The sequence below is a fragment of the Reyranella sp. genome (assembly GCF_965279625.1).
Classification (GTDB): domain Bacteria; phylum Pseudomonadota; class Alphaproteobacteria; order Reyranellales; family Reyranellaceae; genus Reyranella.
Window position 1 is genome coordinate 3119504 of record NZ_OZ257251.1, and the last position, 20336, is coordinate 3139839.

General features: G+C 66.7%; 13 protein-coding genes. 11 read left to right on the top strand and 2 right to left on the bottom strand.

The features are described from left to right. Window positions 1-37 precede the first annotated feature (37 nt). The 5 genes from ACQY78_RS15185 (at window position 38) to ACQY78_RS15205 (ending at window position 9864) form a co-directional block, all read left to right on the top strand. On the top strand, window positions 38-3196 hold the full coding sequence (locus tag ACQY78_RS15185; RefSeq protein ID WP_428676394.1) for an efflux RND transporter permease subunit: 3159 nt from the start codon (window positions 38-40) through the stop codon (window positions 3194-3196). Further along, on the top strand, window positions 3193-4728 hold the full coding sequence (locus ACQY78_RS15190) for an efflux transporter outer membrane subunit (protein ID WP_428676396.1): 1536 nt from the start codon (window positions 3193-3195) through the stop codon (window positions 4726-4728). Before ACQY78_RS15185 ends, ACQY78_RS15190 begins: the two co-directional genes overlap by 4 nt. 18 nt (window positions 4729-4746) lie before the next feature. Next, window positions 4747-5775, top strand: coding sequence for an adenylate/guanylate cyclase domain-containing protein (locus ACQY78_RS15195; RefSeq protein WP_428676398.1), 1029 nt, complete (start codon window positions 4747-4749; stop codon window positions 5773-5775). Between the two features lie 93 nt (window positions 5776-5868). Continuing rightward, complete coding sequence (locus ACQY78_RS15200; RefSeq protein WP_428676400.1) at window positions 5869-9027, top strand: efflux RND transporter permease subunit; 3159 nt, start codon at window positions 5869-5871, stop codon at window positions 9025-9027. A gap of 42 nt (window positions 9028-9069) precedes the next feature. Continuing rightward, on the top strand, window positions 9070-9864 hold the full coding sequence (locus ACQY78_RS15205; protein ID WP_428676402.1) for an alpha/beta fold hydrolase: 795 nt from the start codon (window positions 9070-9072) through the stop codon (window positions 9862-9864). 116 nt (window positions 9865-9980) lie between these two features. Here the strand turns inward: ACQY78_RS15205 and ACQY78_RS15210 are convergent, their stop codons facing one another. After that, on the bottom strand, window positions 9981-10991 hold the full coding sequence (locus ACQY78_RS15210; RefSeq protein WP_428676404.1) for a tetratricopeptide repeat protein: 1011 nt from the start codon (window positions 10989-10991) through the stop codon (window positions 9981-9983). A gap of 111 nt (window positions 10992-11102) precedes the next feature. On the opposite strand from ACQY78_RS15210, the gene acnA reads away from it, so the two are divergent. From acnA to ACQY78_RS15240, 6 genes are all read left to right on the top strand, one after another. Further along, window positions 11103-13790: an aconitate hydratase AcnA gene (gene acnA / locus ACQY78_RS15215; protein WP_428676406.1), complete on the top strand. Its 2688-nt coding sequence runs from the start codon at window positions 11103-11105 to the stop codon at window positions 13788-13790. Window positions 13791-13810: 20 nt separating this feature from the next. After that, a complete protein-coding gene (locus ACQY78_RS15220) occupies window positions 13811-14365 on the top strand; it encodes a DinB family protein (RefSeq protein ID WP_428676407.1) in 555 nt (184 codons plus the stop codon). Then, entirely contained in the window at window positions 14365-15486 is a 1122-nt protein-coding gene (locus tag ACQY78_RS15225; RefSeq protein ID WP_428676409.1) for an alpha/beta fold hydrolase, read from the top strand. Before ACQY78_RS15220 ends, ACQY78_RS15225 begins: the two co-directional genes overlap by 1 nt. Before the next feature lie 6 nt (window positions 15487-15492). Then, window positions 15493-16164 (top strand): nitroreductase, encoded by a 672-nt coding sequence (locus ACQY78_RS15230; protein ID WP_428676411.1) that lies wholly within the window; start codon window positions 15493-15495, stop codon window positions 16162-16164. 85 nt (window positions 16165-16249) lie between these two features. Continuing rightward, window positions 16250-18187 (top strand): acetate--CoA ligase, encoded by a 1938-nt coding sequence (gene acs, locus ACQY78_RS15235; RefSeq protein ID WP_428676412.1) that lies wholly within the window; start codon window positions 16250-16252, stop codon window positions 18185-18187. Between the two features lie 8 nt (window positions 18188-18195). Then, entirely contained in the window at window positions 18196-19551 is a 1356-nt protein-coding gene (locus ACQY78_RS15240) for an amidase (protein ID WP_428676414.1), read from the top strand. A gap of 120 nt (window positions 19552-19671) precedes the next feature. On the opposite strand, the gene ACQY78_RS15245 is transcribed toward ACQY78_RS15240, so the two are convergent. Further along, window positions 19672-20307 (bottom strand): flavin reductase family protein, encoded by a 636-nt coding sequence (locus tag ACQY78_RS15245; protein ID WP_428676416.1) that lies wholly within the window; start codon window positions 20305-20307, stop codon window positions 19672-19674. Window positions 20308-20336: the final 29 nt, after the last annotated feature.

A 20336-nucleotide genomic window follows, 5' to 3' on the forward strand; every position in this document is an offset into this window, starting at 1 on the left:
GCCCCTCGGGTGCGTCTCTCCAACATATCGGTTGCCCATGCAATCCATCGTCGCCGCCGCCCTCAAGCAGCGAATCCTCGTCGTCATCCTGAGCGTGGTGCTATCCATCGCCGGATTGTTCGCCTACTCGCGGCTGAACATCGAGGCCTATCCCGATCCGGTGCCGCCGCTGGTCGACATCATCACGCAGAATCCCGGCCAGTCCTCCGAGGAGATCGAGCGCTACATCACCATCCCGATCGAGATCCAGATGGCCGGCCTTCCCTATGTCCAGGCCATCCGTACGGTCTCGCTGTTCGGGCTGAGCGACGTGAAGGTGCAGTTCACCTACGACGTGACGTACCAGCAGGCCTCGCAGATGGTGATCAATCGGCTGTCGCAGCTCAGCCCGATGCCCAACGGCGCGCAACCCACCCTGTCGCCCACCAGCCCGATCGGCGAGGTCTTCCGTTACCGTCTCGTCGGCCCGCCGGGCTACTCCGTCTCCGACCTCAAGACGTTGCAGGACTGGGTCCTGGAGCGACGCCTGAAGGCGGTCCCCGGCGTCGTCGACGTCACCGGCTGGGGTGGCAAGACCAAGACCTATGACATCACCGTCAATCTCGACCGGCTGCTGGCCTACGGGCTTACGCTCAAGCAGGTACTGGACGGATTGAACAACGCCAACATCAATGTCGGCGCCAATACCGTGAACATCGGCTCGCAGTCGGCGATCGTGCGCAGTGTCGGCCAGATCCGGTCGATGGACGACATCCGCAACACCATGCTCACGGTCCGCGATGGGGCCCCGGTTCTGGTCTCCGACGTGGCCGACGTCACGGTGGGCAACCAGCCGCGGCTCGGCATCGCCGGCCAGAACGACGACGACGACATCGTGCAGGGCATCGTGCTGATGCGGCGCGGCGCTGAGACCATGCCGACCCTGAGCGGCGTGCTGGCGGAAGTCGACAGGATCAACAACGGCAACATCCTGCCGCCCGGCGTGCGCATCGAGCGCATCTACGATCGCAGCTCGCTGGTGAACATCACCACCCACACCGTCCTGCACAACATGGTCGTGGGCGTCTGCCTCATCTTCCTGATCCAGTGGCTGTTCCTGGGTGATCTGCGCAGCGCCCTGATCGTCTCCGCCACGATCCCGTTTGCGCTGCTGTTTGCCGTGGTCGTGCTGGTGTTGAGCGGCGAATCGGCGAACCTGCTCTCGATGGGCGCGATCGACTTCGGCATCATCGTCGATGCCACCGTCATCATGGTCGAGAACATCTTCCGGCATCTGTCCGAAAGCGACCACCCGACCGGATCCCAGCGCCGCGCGCCGGATGGTCTCACCGGAAAGCTGGCGACGATCTTCAACGCCTCGACCGAAGTCACCCAGGCGATCTTCTTCTCCGCCACCATCATCATCGCGGGCTTCCTGCCGCTGTTCACGCTGTCGGGGGTCGAAGGCCACATCTTCGGCCCGATGGCGCGGACCTACGCGTACGCCCTGCTGGGTGGCCTGATCGCCACCTTCACCGTGTCGCCTGCGCTCTCGGCCCTGCTGCTGCCCGACAAGATGGCGCATGCCGAAACACGCGCCGTGCGTGCCCTGCGTCGCGCCTACGAAAAGCTGCGCAACGTCGCGCTGGCCAGCCGCCGCGCCACCTTCGCGGCGGGTCTCGGCGCGCTGGTGCTGGCCGGCGCCGCCGGCAGCACGATCGGTCTCGAGTTCCTGCCCAAGCTCGAGGAAGGCAATATGTGGATCCGCGCCGTGATGCCGGCGTCGATCTCGCTCGAGGCCGGCAACGACTACGCCAACCGCATGCGCAAGCTCATCAAGAGCTTCCCCGAGGCCGAGACCGTCATCTCGCAGCATGGCCGTCCCGACGACGGCACCGATTCGACCGGCTTCTTCAACGCCGAGTTCTTCGTGCCCCTGAGGCCCGCGGACCAGTGGCGCAAGGGTCTCGACAAGGAAGCCCTGATCGCGGAGATCAGCAGTGCGCTCGAGAAGGCCTTTCCGGGAGTCGAGTTCACCTTCTCGCAATACATCCAGGACAATGTCCAGGAAGCGGCCTCCGGCGTGAAGGGCGAGAACTCCGTCAAGATCTCGGGCAACGATCTCGAGACGCTGTCGAAGCTCGGCAACGAGATCAAGTCGGTTCTCGCAACGGTCCCCGGCGTCACCGACCTCGCCGTATCGGCCTCCCTCGGCCAGCCGACCATCCGCATCGACATCGACCGCGCCAAGGCGGCGCGCTACGGGCTGACGCCGGGCGACATCAATGCCACCGTGCAGGCGGCGATCGGCGGTCAGGCCGCCGGCGACGTCTATGAGAGCGGCAGCGACCGGCACTTCCCGATGGTCGTCCGCCTCGCCTCCCGCTACCGCCAGAGCCTCGACGCGATCAGTCGCATCCAGATCGGCGTCCAGGGCGCGAACGGCAACCTCACACAGGTGCCGCTGAGCGAAGTCGCCAAGGTCGAGCTGGTCTCCGGCGCCTACTACATCTACCGCGAGCAGCAGGAGCGCTACGTCCCGGTGAAGTTCAGCGTCCGCGGCCGCGATCTCGGCAGCACCATCATCGAGGCGCAGCAGCGCGTCGCGGAGAAGGTGCAGATCCCGGGCGGCTATCGCATCGAATGGGTCGGCGAATTCGGCAACCTGAAGAACGCGCTGCAGCGCCTGGCCGTTGCCGTACCGATCGCCATCGGCCTGATCGGGCTCCTGCTCTACATGAGCTTCGGATCGTTCCGCGACACGTTGCTGGCTGCGAGCGCCATTCCCATGGCGCTGACCGGCGGCATCCTCGGCCTCTGGATCACCGACATGTCCTTCAGCATCTCCGCCGCCATCGGCTTCGTGGCCCTGTTCGGCATCGCGGCGATGAACGGCATCATGGTGCTGAGCTGCTTCAACAGGTTGATCGACAGCGGCCGCGACCGCGAGACGGCGATCTACGAGACCTGCTCGCTGCAGATGCGCCCGGTGCTGATGACCTGCGTCGCCGCCGCGGTCGGGCTGCTGCCTGCCGCCTTCTCGACGGCGATCGGCAGCCAGGTCCAGCGACCGCTCGCCATCGTCGTGGTCGGTGGCACCCTGCTGGCGCCCTTCCTCTTCCTCACCGTCCTGCCGGCCATGATCGGCCTGTTCTCGCGCCGCCGCGCTCTCGCGCCGGCGTCACATCCTCACGATACGGTCGCGGAGACAACATGATGCGACGCTCCCTCATCGCCGCGCTGCCGCTCGTCGCGGCGGGCCTCCTGGCCGGCTGCTCGGTCGGTCCCGACTTCACGGCACCGGACGGCCCGAAGACGGCGAACTATGTTCCCGACCAGAAGAGCGACCTGATCGCCGCCGGGATACCGGGCGGCGAGGCGCAGCGCATCGTGCAGAGCATGGACATTCCCGGACAATGGTGGGGCGTGTTCCAGTCGCCGCAGCTCAACAGCCTGATCGAGCGCTCGCTGCGCGCCAACCCTGACGTCAAGGCCGCGGTGGCCGGACTGCGCGTTGCCCAGCAGAACGCGCGCGCCCAGCGGGCGACCCTGTTCCCGACCGTCCAGGGCACCTTCAACGCCACGCAGAACCAGACCCCCGCCAGCCTGCAATCGGCCACGGCCGACCAGCAACCGATCTATGGCCTGTTCGTCGCCGGCCTCCAGATCACCTATGCACTCGACCTTTGGGGCGGCAATCGCCGCCAGATCGAATCGCTCGAGGCGCTGGCCGAGGCGCAGTGCTTCCAGCTCGAAGGCACGTACCTCTCGCTCGCCTCGAACGTCGTCGCGGCCGCCATCGTCGAGGCGTCGTTGCGCGGCCAGGTCGAGGCAACCAAGCGCATCATTGCCACCCAGCGCGACACGCTCGGCATCCTGACGCGCCAGTCGGGCCTCGGCGCCATTCCCGGCGCCGACGTCGCCACCCAGCAGGCCGCCCTGGCACAGGCCGAGTCCACCTTGCCGCCGCTCGAAAAAGCGCTGGCGCAGCAGCGCAACCTGCTGACCACCCTGACCGGCCGGCTGCCGAGCGATCCCATCGCCGAGCGCTTCGAGCTCACCGATCTCAAGCTTCCGTACGAATTGCCGCTCACCCTGCCCTCGCAGCTCGTCGAGCAACGGCCCGATGTTCGCGCCGCCGAGGCGAACCTGCATGCCGCCAGCGCCCAGGTCGGCGTCGCGATCGCCAACCAGCTGCCGCAGGTGACGCTGGGCTTCGGCATCAACAGCAGCGCGCTGTCGCTCGGCACGCTGTTCATGCCCGGGCTCGCGGGCGCCACAACGGGCGCCAGCGCCATCCAGACTTTGATCGACGGCGGCGCGCTGGCCGCCAAGAAGCGGTCTTCTGTTGCGGCACTCGAGCAGGCCGACGCGCAGTACCAGTCCATCGTGCTCGCCGCCTTCCGCAACGTCGCCGACACGCTGAATGCCCTCGAATACGACGCGCTGGCGCTCAAGTCGGCCGTCGAGGCGGAACGGGCGGCGGCCACCGCCCTCACCATCGCGCGCAAGCGCCTCGAACTTGGCGACACGACCTATGTCGTCGTGCTGATCGCGGAGCTCACCTATCAGCAGACGCTGCTCACGCGCGTGCAGGCGCAGGCTGCGCGTCTCACCAACACCGCGGCACTGTTCCAGTCGCTGGGCGGCGGCTGGTGGAATCGCGACGGCGCCGGCCCGGGGAATGGCCGGTCGCGCTGCAAGCCGCCGGCCTCTCCCTGGTCCATCTCCTCAAATACCCAGCGCTGAACTTGTGGGCCGGGTGTCATGGCGCGCACGGCCCCCGGAAGGCGAACGGCCCCCTCCAAGGCGGTCGTGCTGCTGGTGGCCTTCGTCCTGTCGGCCGGCGTGGGCTATGCGGACATCGCCACCGGCGACCTGCGCCTTACGGCGCTCTATCTCGTGGTCATCTTCGGGGCCTCTTGGCTCGCGGGCCGTTCGATCGGCCTGATTGCGGCGCTGACCGCCTTCGCCTGGATGATCGGCGCCAACCCACCGCCCGACTTCATCAGTCCCCGGTTCACCTACTACGGCGTCGAAGGGATCGGCACAGCGGCTGTTTTCCTGGCCTGCGCGCTCCTGGCCCACCGGCTGAGGCACAGTCTCGACCGGGAGCGGCTGCAGAATCTCAACCTCTCACGCTACCTGCCTTCCGAACTGGTCGACAGGCTGGCGCGTGAAGGGCTCCGGGCGGCCCGTGGCCGGCGGGCGAACGCCGCGATCCTGTTCATGGATATGCGCGACTTCACCGCCTCGGTTCAGACCATGGAACCCGACGCTCTGCTCCGCTTCCTGCAGGACTATCGCACCCGGATATCGCGCATCGTGGAGGCCGAGGGCGGGCTCATCGACAAGTTCATCGGCGATGGGATGCTCGCGGTGTTCGGTGCCTTGAAACCCTCGCCCGACGACGCTGCCGCCGCCATCCGATGTGGCCTCCGGCTGATCGCGGGCATCGACACCTGGAACGTCGAACGCGCAGGACGCGGCGAGCCGCCGGTGCGCATTGGCGTGGGTGTCCACTATGGCGAGGTCGTCATCGGCGCCATCGGCGACGAGCAGCGCCTCGAATATTCCATCGTCGGCCATGCCGTGAACGTCTGCTCACGCATCGAGCGCCTCACCAAGAAGTACCGTTTCCCGCTGCTGGTCTCACAAGAGACGCTGGTCGAGGCAGCGGGCACCGGCATGACGTTCGACGACTGGCAGCAATTCGTCGATGAGGATGTCCACGGCATATCCGGTGAACTGCAACTCGCGGCACCGCGCAATGCACACGCCACGCAGTTCGCATAGGAGATGTACTCGCAATGCTAGTGTGTCTGCGCGACTTGTGATCTAGCTGCTCGTGAAGGCACCGCCGCCCAACGGCTGCCACGAGGGTCGCGGATGCATGCAATCGTTGGCGCTGCACTACGTCAGCGCATTCTGGTTTTGATTCTCGCCGTCCTGATGATCTGCGGCGGCCTGTTCGCCTACAAACGTCTCAACATCGAAGCCTATCCCGACCCGGTGCCACCGTTGGTCGACATCGTGACTCAGAACCCCGGTCAGTCCTCCGAGGAGATCGAGCGCTACATCACCGTCCCGATGGAAGTGCAGATGGCGGGACTTCCCTACGTGAAGTCCATCCGCTCCATCTCCCTGACCGGCCTCAGCGACGTGAAGGTGCAGTTCACCTACGACCTGACCTACCGCGAGGCCGCCCAGCTGGTGACCAACAGGCTGGCCCAGCTCGGCCCGTTGCCCAACGGCGCCCAGCCCATCATCTCGCCGACCAGCCCGATCGGCGAGATCTTCCGCTATCGCGTGGTCGGTCCCAAAGGCTTCAGCGTCACCGAACTGAAGACGATGCAGGACTGGATCCTGCTGCGCCGGCTCAAGGCCGTGCCCGGCGTAATCGACGTCACGACCTGGGGAGGCAAGAGCAAGAGCTTCGACGTCACCGTCGATCTCGACCGGCTGCAGGCGCATGGGCTCACGCTGAAGCAGGTGATCGACGGGCTGAACGGCGCCAACATCAACGTCGGCGCCAACACCGTCAATCTCGGGCCGCAATCGGCGGTCGTGCGTGCCGTCGGCCAGATCCGGTCGATGGACGATATTCGTAGCACCATGCTCACGGTGCGCGACGGCTCGCCCATCCTGGTATCCGATGTCGCCGACATCGCCGTCGGCAACGAACCGAGGCTGGGCGTCGCCGGCCACGACGACGACGACGATGTCGTCGAGGGCATCGTTCTGATGCGTCGCGGCGCGGAGACCATGCCGACACTGCGCGCCGTCGAGCGCGAGGTCGAACGCATCAACGCATCGAGCCTGCTGCCGCCCGGCGTGCGCATCGAGCGAATCTACGACCGCAGCGTTCTGGTCGACGTCACCACCCACACCGTCCTGCACAACATGGTGATGGGTGTCGGCCTCATCTTCCTGATCCAATGGCTGTTCCTCGGCGACCTGCGCAGCGCGCTGATCGTCTCCGCCACCATTCCCTTCGCGCTGTTGTTCGCGGTCGTCATCATCGTGGTGAACGGAGAGTCGGCGAACCTTCTGTCGATGGGCGCGATCGACTTCGGCATCATCGTCGATGCCACCGTCATTATGGTCGAGAACATCTTCCGGCATCTCGCGGAAGCGGGTCATGCCGGCGCCACCCGGTCCTCCGTGCGCGAGGAGCCGGAGGGCCTCACCGGCAAGCTGTTCACGATCTACGAAGCCTCGGGCGAAGTGACCAAGGCGATCTTCTTCTCCGCCACCATCATCATCGCGGGCTTCCTGCCGCTGTTCACGCTGTCCGGCGTCGAGGGGCGCATCTTCGGCCCGATGGCACAGACCTATGCCTACGCCCTGGCGGGCGGGCTGATCGCGACCTTCACCGTGTCGCCGGCACTCGCCGCGCTGCTGTTGCCGGAAAAGGTCTCCGAGACCGAGACTTTCCTCGTCCGGGGAGTGCGCCGTCTCTATCGCCAGGCCTATTCGCTGGCGCTTGCCTGGCGTCACGCCATGCTGGCCGTCGGCCTGGGTGTACTGCTGGCGGCCGGAGTCGCGGGGAGCACCGTGGGCCTCGAGTTCCTGCCCAAGCTCGAGGAAGGCAACATCTGGATGCGCGCCGCCCTGCCGCCGTCGGTCTCGCTCGACGAGGGCAACGGATACGTCAACCGCATGCGCAAGCTGGTGAAGAGCTTCCCCGAGGTCGAGACGGTGATCTCCCAGCACGGCCGGCCCGACGACGGCACCGACCCCGACGGCTTCTCCAATGCCGAGTTCTTCGTGCCCCTGAAGCCTGCCGGCAAATGGCGCAAGGGGATGGAGAAGCCCGAGCTGATCGCCGAGATGAGCGACGCGCTGCGCCGGGCCTTTCCCGGCGTCACCTTCGCCTTCTCGCAATACATCCAGGACAATGTGCAGGAAGCGGCTTCGGGCATCGATGCGGAGAACGCGATCAAGGTTTCCGGCCCCGACCTCCTCACCCTGCGCAAGATCGCCATCGACATCCGCCGCGTGCTGGAAGGCGTGCCCGGGATTACCGACATCCAGGTGCCGCCGCTGCTCGGCCAGCCGACCATCCGCATCGACATCGACCGCGCCAAGGCCGCGCGCTACGGCCTCTCGCCGGGCGACATCAACGCCACGATCCAGGCGGCAATCGGCGGGCAGGCGGCGGGCGATCTCTACGAGGAGGGCAGCGACCGTCGCTTCCCGCTGCTGGTGCGCCTCGCGCCGCGCTACCGCCAAGACATGGACTCGATCCGCCGAATCTCCCTCGGCGCCATCGGTCCCAACGGCAGCGTCATGCAGGTCCCGTTGAGCGAGGTCGCGACGGTCAAGCTCGACACGGGCGCCTTCTACATCTACCGCGAGCAGCAGGAGCGCTACATCCCGGTGAAGTTCAGCGTGCGCGGCCGCGATCTCGGCGGCGCGGTGCTGGAGGCCCAGCAGAAAGTGTCCGAACAGGTTCCGCTGCCGAGCGGCTACCGGCTCGACTGGGCCGGCGATTTCGTCAACTTCGAGAGCGCCATTGCGCGCCTCGCCATCGCCGTGCCGATCGCCATCGGCCTGATCCTGCTGCTGCTCTATGTGAGCTTCGGCTCATTGACCGACACGCTGCTGGCCGGCGCCGCCATGCCTCTGGCGCTGTCCGGCGGCATCCTTGCCCTGTGGGCTGCCGACATGTCGTTCAGCATCTCGGCCGCCATCGGCTTCGTCGCGCTGTTCGGCATCGCGGCGATGAACGGCATCATGCTGGTGAGCTGCTTCAACCGCCTGATCGCCGCGGGCGTCGAACGCGAGCAGGCGTTGCGCGAGACCTGCGAACAGCAGATGCGCCCGGTGCTGATGACCTGCGTCGCCGCGGCCGTCGGGCTGCTGCCTGCCGCCTTCTCGACGGCGATCGGCAGCCAGGTCCAGCGACCGCTCGCCATCGTCGTGGTCGGCGGCACCCTGCTGGCGCCCTTCCTCTTCCTCACCGTCCTGCCGGCCATGATCGCCGTCTTCTCCCGGCGCCGAGCCGCGGCGCGATTGTCGCAAGGCGGTCTGGCGACGGCCTGACGCGGCCTTGACCCCAGCCTGAGGGGCCCTGAAAAGGGGGCGATGTCCTCGACAGACGAACTCATCGATCTTGGCGACCGCCGTCTGCGGGTGCGCCGCATCGCCCCGGCGCGTGACGACGGGCTCGACCGCACGGTGCTCGTCTTCCTGCATGAAGGCCTTGGCTGCATCGAGATGTGGCGCGACTTCCCCCAGAAGCTGTGCGACGCCACGCGCTGCGCCGGCATCGTGTACGACCGCACCGGGTATGGGCAGTCGAGCCCGTGGCCGGCCGCTCCCGGTGTCCGCTACATGGAGATCGAGGCCGATCTCGTCCTGCCGCGCCTCCTTGCCGGGCTCGGCGTCGAGGATTGCGTGCTGGTGGGCCACAGCGACGGCGGCACGATCGCACTGAACTACGCCGCGGCGGATCCCGAGCCGCTGCGCGCAGTGGTGACCCTGGCCGCACACGCGATCAACGAGCCGATCTGCGTCCAGGCAATCGCCCGGGCCCGGGAGGCCTTCGCCTCCGGCGACCTGCGCCAGAGGCTCGCGAAGTATCATGCCGATGTCGACGGCGCCTTCCATCTCTGGGCGGATTCCTGGGTTTCGCCGGGTTTCGAGCCGATGGACGCCAAGGGCAGGCTGCCGGGCGTCGTCGTGCCGGTGCAGGCGATCCAGGGTGAGGACGACGAATACGGCTCCGAACTGCAGCTCGGCATCATTGCCGGCAAGGTCGGCGGCTATTGCGAGACTCGGCTGGTGCCGGACTGCGGCCACAGCCCGCACCTGCAGCAGCCGGCCCATGTCCTGTCCGAGATCACGCGCTTCGTGTCGCCCCTGGCCCTGCTGGGGTAAAAGCCCACCCCTGTCGTCCTGAGCCCAGCGAAGGACCTGACGGATCGACCAAAGGACTGCGTGGCTGGCGCGAGATCCTTCGCTCCGCTTTAGAAAGTCGCCGGCTGCATGCTTTGCTAAAGCCGCTTCAGCTCGCTCGAGGCCGCCCAGTTGAACTCCGACACGGTCGGGCAGCGGGCCTGGGCGAGCTGGAACTGTTCTCGGGCGCGCTGCTTGTCGCCGCGCCGCACCGCATCCATGCCGATGAAGAAGGCCGATGGGCACTTGCCGTTGCTGCGCTTGGCCCCGTCGTCGGATTCGGCGGCGACCTCGAGCTCGCCGGCCGAGCCCTTGCCCAGCAGGAAGCGCACGATCGGACCAGGCCACTCGTTGAGGCTCTCCGCCCCGACGTCACGGGCAAGGGTGGCGCGCGCATCGCGCCGGGCACGGACCTGGGCCGCATAGCGCCACAGCAGCGGCGCCTGCTTGGTCTTGAAATCGGGGCGGCCGGCCAGCGTGGCGTCGAAATCGTCGACCGCCTGCGCATAGTTGCCGAGATTGAAGTTCGCAAGGCCACGGTAGAAGAACACCGACCGCTGTTCACCCGGCGTCTGGGCACCCGCGAGGGCGGTATCGAGCAGGCCGAGCGCGCGCGAGAAGTCGGCGATCTGCATGTAGACCTGGGCCTGGGCCATCGTCAGGGACGGATCGCCCGGCTTGCGCTGCAGGGCACTGTCCAGGGTGCGCAAGGCCGCTGCCCGGTCGCCGCCGCCCGCCAGGCCCGGCATCGTGCTCGAAAGCACGACCTGCCAGTCGCCCGGCAGCACCTTGCCCATCTCGGCAATGTCCTTCTGGCTGTCGGCCTCGCGACCGAGCCGGCTCAACTGAAAGGCGCGGATGCTGAGATAGATCGAACGGTCGAAGGCCGAGAGCTGCGACGCCGACAGGATTTTGTTCAGTGATTCGAGGGTCGCCCCGCCATTTCCGCCCGTCGCACCGGGAAGCGAGGGGGCCGGCGACCCGCCGGATGCAAAGCCGCGGGCGCTGGGGTCCCAGGATTCGGCCGCATTGCGCTGCGCCGCCGCCTCTCCCGACAGGGCGAGATACGCTGCAAGAACCCCAAATACGTGACCGATTTGACGTCGCATGCGTCCAATCTGACACAACGGCCGCAAAGCCGCATCCGCCGATTGCCTGTCGAGGTTCATGCCCCTATTTTGCGCAACATCCGCAGAGACCGACCTTCCAGGAGTAAAGATATGGCCGCCGCCCATCCCAATAGCTTCAAGGCTCGAAAGACACTGAAGGTCGGTAGCCGCAGCTATACCTATTTCAGCCTTAAGGCGGTCGAGAAGGAGGTCGGCGACCTGTCCCGCCTCCCGTTCTCTCTCCGCGTCCTGATGGAAAACCTGCTGCGCCACGAGGACGGCACGACCGTCAAGAAGACCGACATCGCGGCCTTCGGGGCATGGTTGAAGAATGGCGGCCGCTCGACCAAGGAAATCAACTTCCGCCCCGCCCGCGTGCTGATGCAGGACTTCACCGGCGTCCCCGCCGTGGTCGATCTCGCCGCCATGCGCGATGCCATGGGCAAGCTGGGCGGCGACGCCAAGAAGATCAACCCGCTGGTCCCGGTCGACCTCGTGATCGACCACTCGGTGATCGTCGACAATTTCGGCAATTCGAGCGCTTTCGGCGCCAACGTGAAGCTGGAATACGAACGCAACCTCGAGCGCTACCAGTTCCTCCGCTGGGGCGCGATGGCGTTCGACAATTTCCGCGTCGTCCCGCCGGGCACCGGCATCTGCCACCAGGTGAACCTCGAATACCTGGCGCAGGTGGTCTGGACCAAGAAGGAAGGCAAGGAGACGATCGCCTATCCCGACACGCTGGTCGGCACCGATTCGCACACCACAATGGTGAATGGCCTGGCCGTGCTGGGCTGGGGCGTCGGCGGCATCGAGGCCGAGGCCGCCATGCTCGGCCAGCCGCAGCCGATGGTCATTCCCGACGTCGTGGGCTTCAAGCTGACGGGCAAGCTCAAGGAAGGCGCGACCGCGACCGACCTGGTGCTCACCGTCACGCAGATGCTGCGCAAGAAGGGCGTGGTGAACAAGTTCGTCGAATTCTACGGCGACGGCCTGGCGGACCTGCCGCTGGCCAACCGCGCGACCATTGCCAACATGGCGCCCGAGTACGGCGCGACCTGCGGCTTCTTCCCGGTCGACGACATCACGCTGGGCTTCCTCAAGACCACCAACCGCGGCACGGCCGCCAAGCTGGTCGAGGCCTATGCCAAGAAGCAGGGCCTGTGGCGTTCCAAGAAGTCGCCGGAACCGGTCTTCACCGACACGCTGTCGCTCGACCTGGGCGACGTCGTGCCGAGCCTCGCCGGCCCGAAGCGCCCGCAGGATCGCGTGCCGCTCACGGAAGCCGCGCAGCAGTTCGTCGCGAACATGGAGAAGGAATTCGACCGCAAGGACGACGGCAAGCGCATCAAGTGCGACGGCACCAATTATGACCTCGGCCACGGCGACGTGGTGATCGCCGCCATCACCTCCTGCACCAATACCTCGAACCCCTACGTCATGCTGGGCGCCGGCCTGATCGCGCGCAACGCGGTGAAGCTCGGCCTCAAGGTCAAGCCGTGGGTGAAGACCTCGCTGGCGCCGGGCTCGCAGGTCGTGACCGAATACTTCGAAGCCTCGGGCCTGCAGAAGGACCTGAACAAGATCGGCTTCAATCTCGTCGGCTACGGCTGCACGAGCTGCATCGGCAATTCCGGCCCGCTGCCCGACCCGGTCACCAAGGCGATCGGCGACGGCGACCTGGTCGTGAGCTCGGTCCTCTCGGGCAACCGCAACTTCGAAGGCCGCGTCAATCCGCTGACCCGCGCCAACTACCTCGCCTCGCCGATGCTGGTCGTCATCTATGCGCTGGCCGGCTCGATGAAGATCGACATCACCAAGGACCCGATCGGCATCGGCAAGGGCGGCAAGCCGGTCTATCTGAAGGACCTCTGGCCTTCGAACCTGGAGGTCTCCAAGACCGTCGACAAGTTCGTGACGGCCAAGGCCTTCAAGAAGCGCTACGCCAATGTCTTCGAGGGCGACCGGTTCTGGCGCGGCATCAAGACCAAGCCCAGCCTGACCTACGCCTGGGACGACAAGTCGACCTACGTGCGCAACCCGCCCTACTTCGAGGGCATGGGCAAGACGCCGGCGGCCCTGACCAACATCACGGGCGCCCGTCCGCTCGGCCAGTTCGGCGACTCGATCACCACCGACCACATCTCACCCGCCGGCTCGATCCGCAAGGACAGCCCCGCCGGCAAGTACCTGATGGAGGAAGGCGTCGAGGCCAAGGACTTCAACCAGTACGGCACGCGCCGCGGCAATCACGAGGTGATGATGCGCGGCACCTTCGCCAACATCCGCCTGAAGAACGAGATGGTCCCGGGCATCGAGGGTGGCTACACGCACCACTACACGACCGACCAGCCCGAGCCGATCTACGACGTGGCGATGCGCTACAAGAAGGAGCACACGCCGCAGGTCCTGATCGCCGGCAAGGAATACGGCACCGGCTCCTCGCGCGACTGGGCGGCCAAGGGCGTCAACCTGCTGGGCGTCAAGGCGGTGGTCTGCGAGACCTTCGAGCGCATCCATCGCTCGAACCTGGTCGGCATGGGCGTGCTGCCCCTGCAGTTCAAGGACGGCATGACGCGCAAGACGCTGAACCTCACCGGTCGCGAGACCTACGACGTGAGCGGCATCGACGGCGAGCTGAAGCCCGGCATGGACGTGCCGCTGACCATCCATCGCCCCGACGGCGCGTCGGAGACGATCATGCTGACCTGCCGCATCGATACCGCGGAAGAGGTCGGCTACTTCAAGAACGGTGGCGTGCTGCATTACGTGCTGCGCAACCTGGCCCACGCGGCCTGACGTCGAAGGACACGGGACCCATGGCGACGGGGCTGCCAGGCCATGCCGTCGCCATGGCCCGCAACAACATCTGGGCGAACCACCGGCTACTCAATGCCTGCAAGGCGTTGACGCCGGAGGAGTTCGCCGCTCCGCGCACCAGCTTCTTCCCCTCGCTGCGCGCCACGCTCAATCACATCCTCTGGGTCGACGTCTATTACATCGACGCGCTTCACCGCGATCCGACGGTGCTGAGCCGATACCAGGATCCGGTTCCGGACTTTTCCGACGCTGCGTCGCTCTATGACGCCCAGATCGCCAGCGACCGCCGGCTGCTCGCCTTCTGCGAACGCCAGACCCAGGAAAGCCTGGCCGAGGGCCTGGCGCTGCCACGGCCCAACCGAACGCCGCCGCCCTCCAGCGTCATCTCGATCCTGGAACATCTCTTCCAGCACCAGACGCATCATCGCGGCCAGGCGCATGCGATGCTGGCCGGCACCGCCGTGAAGCCGCCGCAGCTCGACGAGTTCTTCCTCGCAGGCGAACAGCATCTGCGGCGCGACGAGCTGCTGGCCCTGGGCCTGGAGCCGAGCTGATGCGACCGCGTTCTTCCTTCGCTGGCGCGGCCATCGAGGTGAGCGACCTCGCACGTTCCGTCGCCTTCCATCGCCTGTGGCTGCCGATGCTGGGCTTCCATCGCGTCTGGGCCAGCCCCGACCGGGTGATGTGGTCGCGCGGCTACGATCATTTCGTGATGCGCCAGGCCAAGGACGGCATTTCCTACGGGCCGGGTGCCCTGTGGCTTGCCGTGTCGGCCGAGAGCCGCGGCCAGGTCGACCAGGTGTTCGCCGAACTGCGCGATGCCGGCGCGGAGATCATCCAGCCGCCGCAGGAACTCGACTATCTCGCGCCCGGCTACTACTCGGTGGGCTTCCGCGACCCCGACGGCGTTCCCATCGAGGTCATGCACCGCTGGGACGACCTGCCCGATGTTCCCGACGCCGAGCAGGTGCGCGTGCCCGGCCACGGCGTCAGCCTGGGCGGCTATTTCTTCAAGCCGGTTGCCGGCCAGCCGCCCTATCCGGCGCTGATCCTGCTGCACGGCTTTGCCGGCCACGCCCACAACATGGTGGGCCTGGCGCGCGCCGCCGCGGCCAACGGCTATGCCGCCCTCGCGCTGTCGCTGCGCGGCTGGCTGGGCTCGGAGGGCGAGAACGACCAGGGCCTGCGCCAGCCGCTCGACGTGCTGGCGGCGATCGACTGGCTGGCCAAGCGCCCGTTGGTGGATCGCGACCGCATCGCGCTGGTCGGCGCCTCGATGGGCGGACAGGTGGCACTGCTCGCCGCGGCCCACAAGCCGCCGATCCGTGCCGTCGCGGCCTTCTTCGCGCCGACGGATCTGGCGCGCTGGCGCGAGGCCAATCCCTACATGCGCGACTATCTCGACGATCTCTGCGGGCCCGAGGGCCTGCCGGTGCGCTCGCCGATCCTGAGGGTCGCGCAGATCGACGCGCCGGTGCTGCTGCTGCACGGCGACCGCGACGAGAACGTGCCGGTCGAGCAGTCGCTCGCCATGGCCGAGGCGCTGGTGGCCCACGGCAAGGAGGCCGAGGCCGTCGTGATCCCCGGCGCCACCCACTATTTCACCGAGCAGCAGAACGCCGCCGCGCGGCGTACGCTGTTCGACTTCCTGCGTCGTCATCTCACCCGGAGCTAGCCGTCCATGCGCGTGTCAGAAGCCGTCAATTCCCGCCGCTCCATGCGCGTCTTCAAGCCGGATCCCGTGGCCAAGGCCGACATCGAATGGATCATCGAGAACGCCAACCGCTCGGCGTCGAACGGCAACCTGCAGCCCTGGAAGCTCTATGTGACCATGGGCGCGGCGCGGAAGCGGCTCTCCGCGGCGATCCTGTCGGCGATGGATGCCGGCGATAACGGCCCGGGCGCGGAGTACAACGTCTATCCGCAGGAAATGACGCCGGTCTACGATGCGCGCCGCAAGCTCGTCGGCAAGCAGCTCTACACCCTGCTCGGCGTGCCGCGTGGCGATGCCGCCGGGATGATGAAGCAGTTCCGCAAGAACTACGAGTTCTTCGACGCGCCGGTCGGCATGATCCTCAGCGTCGAGAAGCGCATGGGCAACGGCCAGTGGATCGACTGCGGCATCTTCCTCGACCAGCTCATGCTGCTGGCGCGCGAGAAGGGTCTGCACACCTGCCCGCAGGCCGCCTTCAGCCGCTACCAGCACGTGGTGCGGCGCGAGCTCAATATCCCCGAGGACCAAACCGTGATCTGCGGCCTGGCGCTGGGCTATGCCGATCCCGACGTGGTGCCCAACAGCCTGATCACCGATCGCGCGCCGATCCAGGACTTCACGACCTGGTTCAGCGAGTGACGCCCAAAGTCGAATTGCCGAGCCCCGCGGCAGCGGGCTAGAACGCAGGTAATTCAAGGCACAAAGCCGAAGCTGGAGGAAAGCCATGGCCGATGAAGTGATCGCCGTCAGCGCGGACTGGGCCAAGCGCGCCTATGTCGACAAGTCCAAGTACGAGGCGATGTACGAGGCCTCGACCAAGGATCCTGCCCGGTTCTGGGAAGAGCACGGCAAGAGGATCGACTGGATCAAGCCCTACAGCCCGGCCGCCGTGCGCGACGTCGACTACAACGGCGACGTCCGCATCCGCTGGTTCCACGACGGCGTCCTGAACGTCTCGGCCAACTGCATCGACCGTCACCTCGCCAAGCGCGCCGACCAGACCGCCATCATCTGGGAAGGCGACGATCCGGCGAAATCCGAGAAGATCACCTATCGCAAGCTGCACGACGAAGTCTGCCGCATGGCGAACGCGCTAAAGGAGCTCGGCGTCAAGAAGGGCGACCGCGTCACCATCTATCTGCCGATGATCCCCGAGGCGGCCTACGCGATGCTGGCCTGCACGCGCATCGGCGCCATCCATTCCGTCGTGTTCGGCGGCTTCTCGCCCGACAGCCTCGCCAACCGCCTGGTGGATTGCGACAGCAACGTCGTGGTCACCGCCGATGAAGGTCTGCGCGCCGGCAAGCACGTGCCGCTCAAGGCCAATTGCGACGAGGCGCTCAAGAAGGCGCCGGGTGTGAAGAAGGTGCTGGTGGTCAAGCACACCGGCGGCAAGGTCGCCTGGGAGGCCGGCCGCGACGTCTGGTGGCACGAGATCGCGGCGAAGGTGCCGGCCGAGTGCACGCCCGAGCCAATGGGCGCCGAGGATCCGCTGTTCATCCTCTATACGTCGGGATCGACCGGCAAGCCGAAGGGCGTCCTGCACACGACCGGCGGCTACATCGTCTATGCGTCGATGACCCACCAGTACGTGTTCGATTATCACGACGGCGACGTCTACTGGTGCACCGCCGACGTGGGCTGGGTGACCGGCCACAGCTACATCCTCTACGGACCGCTGGCCAACGGCGCCACCACGCTGATGTTCGAGGGCGTGCCCAACTACCCGGATACCAGTCGCTTCTGGCAGGTGATCGACAAGCACCAGGTGAACATCTTCTACACCGCGCCCACCGCCATCCGCGCGCTGATGCGCGAGGGCGAGGCGCCGGTGAAGAAGACCTCGCGCGCGAGCCTGCGCCTGCTGGGCTCGGTCGGCGAGCCGATCAATCCCGAGGCCTGGCTGTGGTACCACCGCGTGGTCGGCGACAGCCGCTGCCCGATCGTCGACACCTGGTGGCAGACCGAGACCGGCGGCATCCTGATCACGCCGCTGCCCGGCGCCACGGCGCTCAAGCCCGGCTCGGCGACCCTGCCCTTCTTCGGCGTGCAGCCCGTGATGGTCGATGCCGACGGCAACGAACTGCAAGGCCCCTGCACCGGCAATCTCTGCCTGATCAACTCGTGGCCGGGCCAGATGCGCTCGGTCTATGGCGATCACCAGCGTTTCATCGAGACCTACTTCAAGACCTATCCGGGCAAGTACTTCACCGGCGACGGCGCGCGCCGCGACGAAGACGGCTACTACTGGATCACCGGCCGGGTCGACGACGTGATCAACGTCTCGGGTCATCGCATCGGCACCGCCGAGGTGGAAAGCGCGCTGGTCGCCAATACCAAGGTGGCCGAGGCCGCCGTGGTCGGCTTCCCGCATGACATCAAGGGCCAGGGCATCTACGCCTACGTCACCCTGAAGGCCGGCCAGCAGCCCTCCGACGAGCTGCGCAAGGAACTGGTCGCCTGGGTGCGCAAGGAGATCGGCCCGATCGCCACGCCCGACGTGATCCAGTGGGCGCCCGGCCTGCCCAAGACCCGCTCGGGCAAGATCATGCGCCGCATCCTGCGCAAGATCGCCGAGAACGATTTCAGCAACCTGGGCGACACGTCCACGCTCGCCGACCCGATGGTCGTCGACGATCTCGTGAAGCACCGCGGCAAGTAAGGACTCCGATGGCCAACCCGACGATCACCCAACTCGCCGCGGACCTGGCCGCCGGCCGCACCACCTCGCGCAAGCTCACCGAAGAGGCGCTCGCGCGCATCGCGGACCCCAAGGGCGAAGGCAGCCGCGCCTTCGTGAAAGTCTGGAAGGACCAGGCGCTGGCCGCTGCCGATGCGAGCGACACGATGCGCAAGGCCGGTCTCGTGCCTTCGCCGCTCGCCGGCATTCCGGTCTCGATCAAGAACCTGTGCGACGTCGCGGGCGAGACGACGCTCTCGGGCTCGAAGGCGCTCGACGATGCCAGGCCCGCGACAGAAGACGCACCCGTGGTGGCGCGCCTGCGCGCCGCCGGCGCGGTGATCGTCGGCAGCACCAACATGAGCGAGTTCGCCTTCTCGGGCGTCGGCTTCAACCCGCATTACGGCACGCCGGGCAATCCCGCCGACCGCACGCGCGTGCCGGGCGGCTCCTCCGCCGGTGCCGCCGTCTCGGTGGCCGACCGCATGGCCGTCGCAGCCCTCGGTACCGATACCGGCGGCTCGGTGCGCATTCCCGCGGCCGTCTGCGGACTCGTCGGCTTCAAGCCGACGGCGCGCCGTGTGCCGATCGACGGCGTCGTTCCGCTCTCGACCTCGCTCGATTCGATCGGGCCGCTGGCCAATTCGGTCGAGGATTGCGCCATCGTCGACGCCGTCTTCGCCGGTGAATTCGGAATGGGGCCGATCTCGGTACCCGCCGCGGCGCCGCTCGCCGGACTTCGCTTCGCCATCCCGAAGCACTTCGTAATGGACGAGCTCGACCCGACGGTAGCCAAGGCTTTCGAGCGCGCCTGCAAGGCGCTGGCAGCCAAGGGCGTGAAGATCGAGCAGATCGACCTCGCCGAGCTGAACGAACTGCCGGCCATCAACGCCAAGGGCGGCTTCGCCGCCTCCGAGGCCTATGCCTGGCACAAGGAGCTGATCGCGCGGCGCGGCCAGGATTACGACCAGCTGGTCTATCCGCGCATCATGCGCGGCAAGGACATGAGTGCGGCCGATTACATCGAACTGCTCGCGAAGCGCGCCGACCTCTGCCGTCGCGTCTCGGCGATCACCTCGAACTACGATGCGGTGATCATGCCGACCTGCGCCATCGTGGCGCCGACGATCGACGAAGTGTCGACGCCCGAGGGCTTCACGAAGAAGAACATGCTGCTGCTGCGCAATACCACGGTCGGCAACTTCCTCGACCGCTGTGCCATCAGCCTGCCCTGTCATGCCGCCGGCGAGTTGCCGGTCGGCTTCATGCTGATGGGCGAGGCCATGGCCGACAAGCGCGTGCTCGCGATGGCGCGGTCAGTGGCGCCGGTCGTCGCGGGTCACTAGTTGCGTAAAGACGACGACTACCCTTTGTCATCCTGAGCGCAGCGAAGGATCTCGCGCCCGCTCAGGAGCCCGCTGGTCGTTCCGTCAGGTCCTTCGCTGCGCTCAGGACGACAGTTTAACTCACTGAAACCGAGGATCGTCCGGACGGCGCATCTTCCAGACGTTCTCGACCGTCGTGTATTCGCTGTAGCCCAGCCGCGCGACCGGCTTCATGGACATGATGTCGACCCTGCCATCTTTGAGGATGGCGTCGTCGATGTGGATACCGACCACCTGGCCCAGTACGATCGAGCCGCGCTTGGCCTCGTGACCCGGCTCTTCCGGCAGTTCGATCGTCTTCCAGTACTTGCACTCGAGCGCCACCGGCGATTCCTTGACCCGCGGCGGCTTCACGAAACGGCAGGGCTCGGGCGTCAGGCCGGCGAGCTTCATCTCGTCGATGCCGTAGGCCACCATCGCGGTGGTGATGTTCATCTTCTCGCTCATCTCCGCGGTCACCATGTTGACCACGAACTCGCCGGTCTCCTCGGCGTTCATGCGGCTGTGCTTGGTCGGCGTGTCGCCGTAGGTGCCGGTGATGGCGAAGTAGACCATGGGCGGGAATTCGCCGACGCCGTTGTAGAAGCTGTAGGGGGCGAGATTGACCCGGCCCTGGCCGTCGATGGTGGAGATCCAGCCGATGGGGCGCGGCACGATCAGCGCCTTCAGCGGATCCTGCGGCAGTCCGTGGTCGCGCTTGGCGGCATCGTAGAACATCGTACTTTCCCTCTCGGTCGAAAACGCAC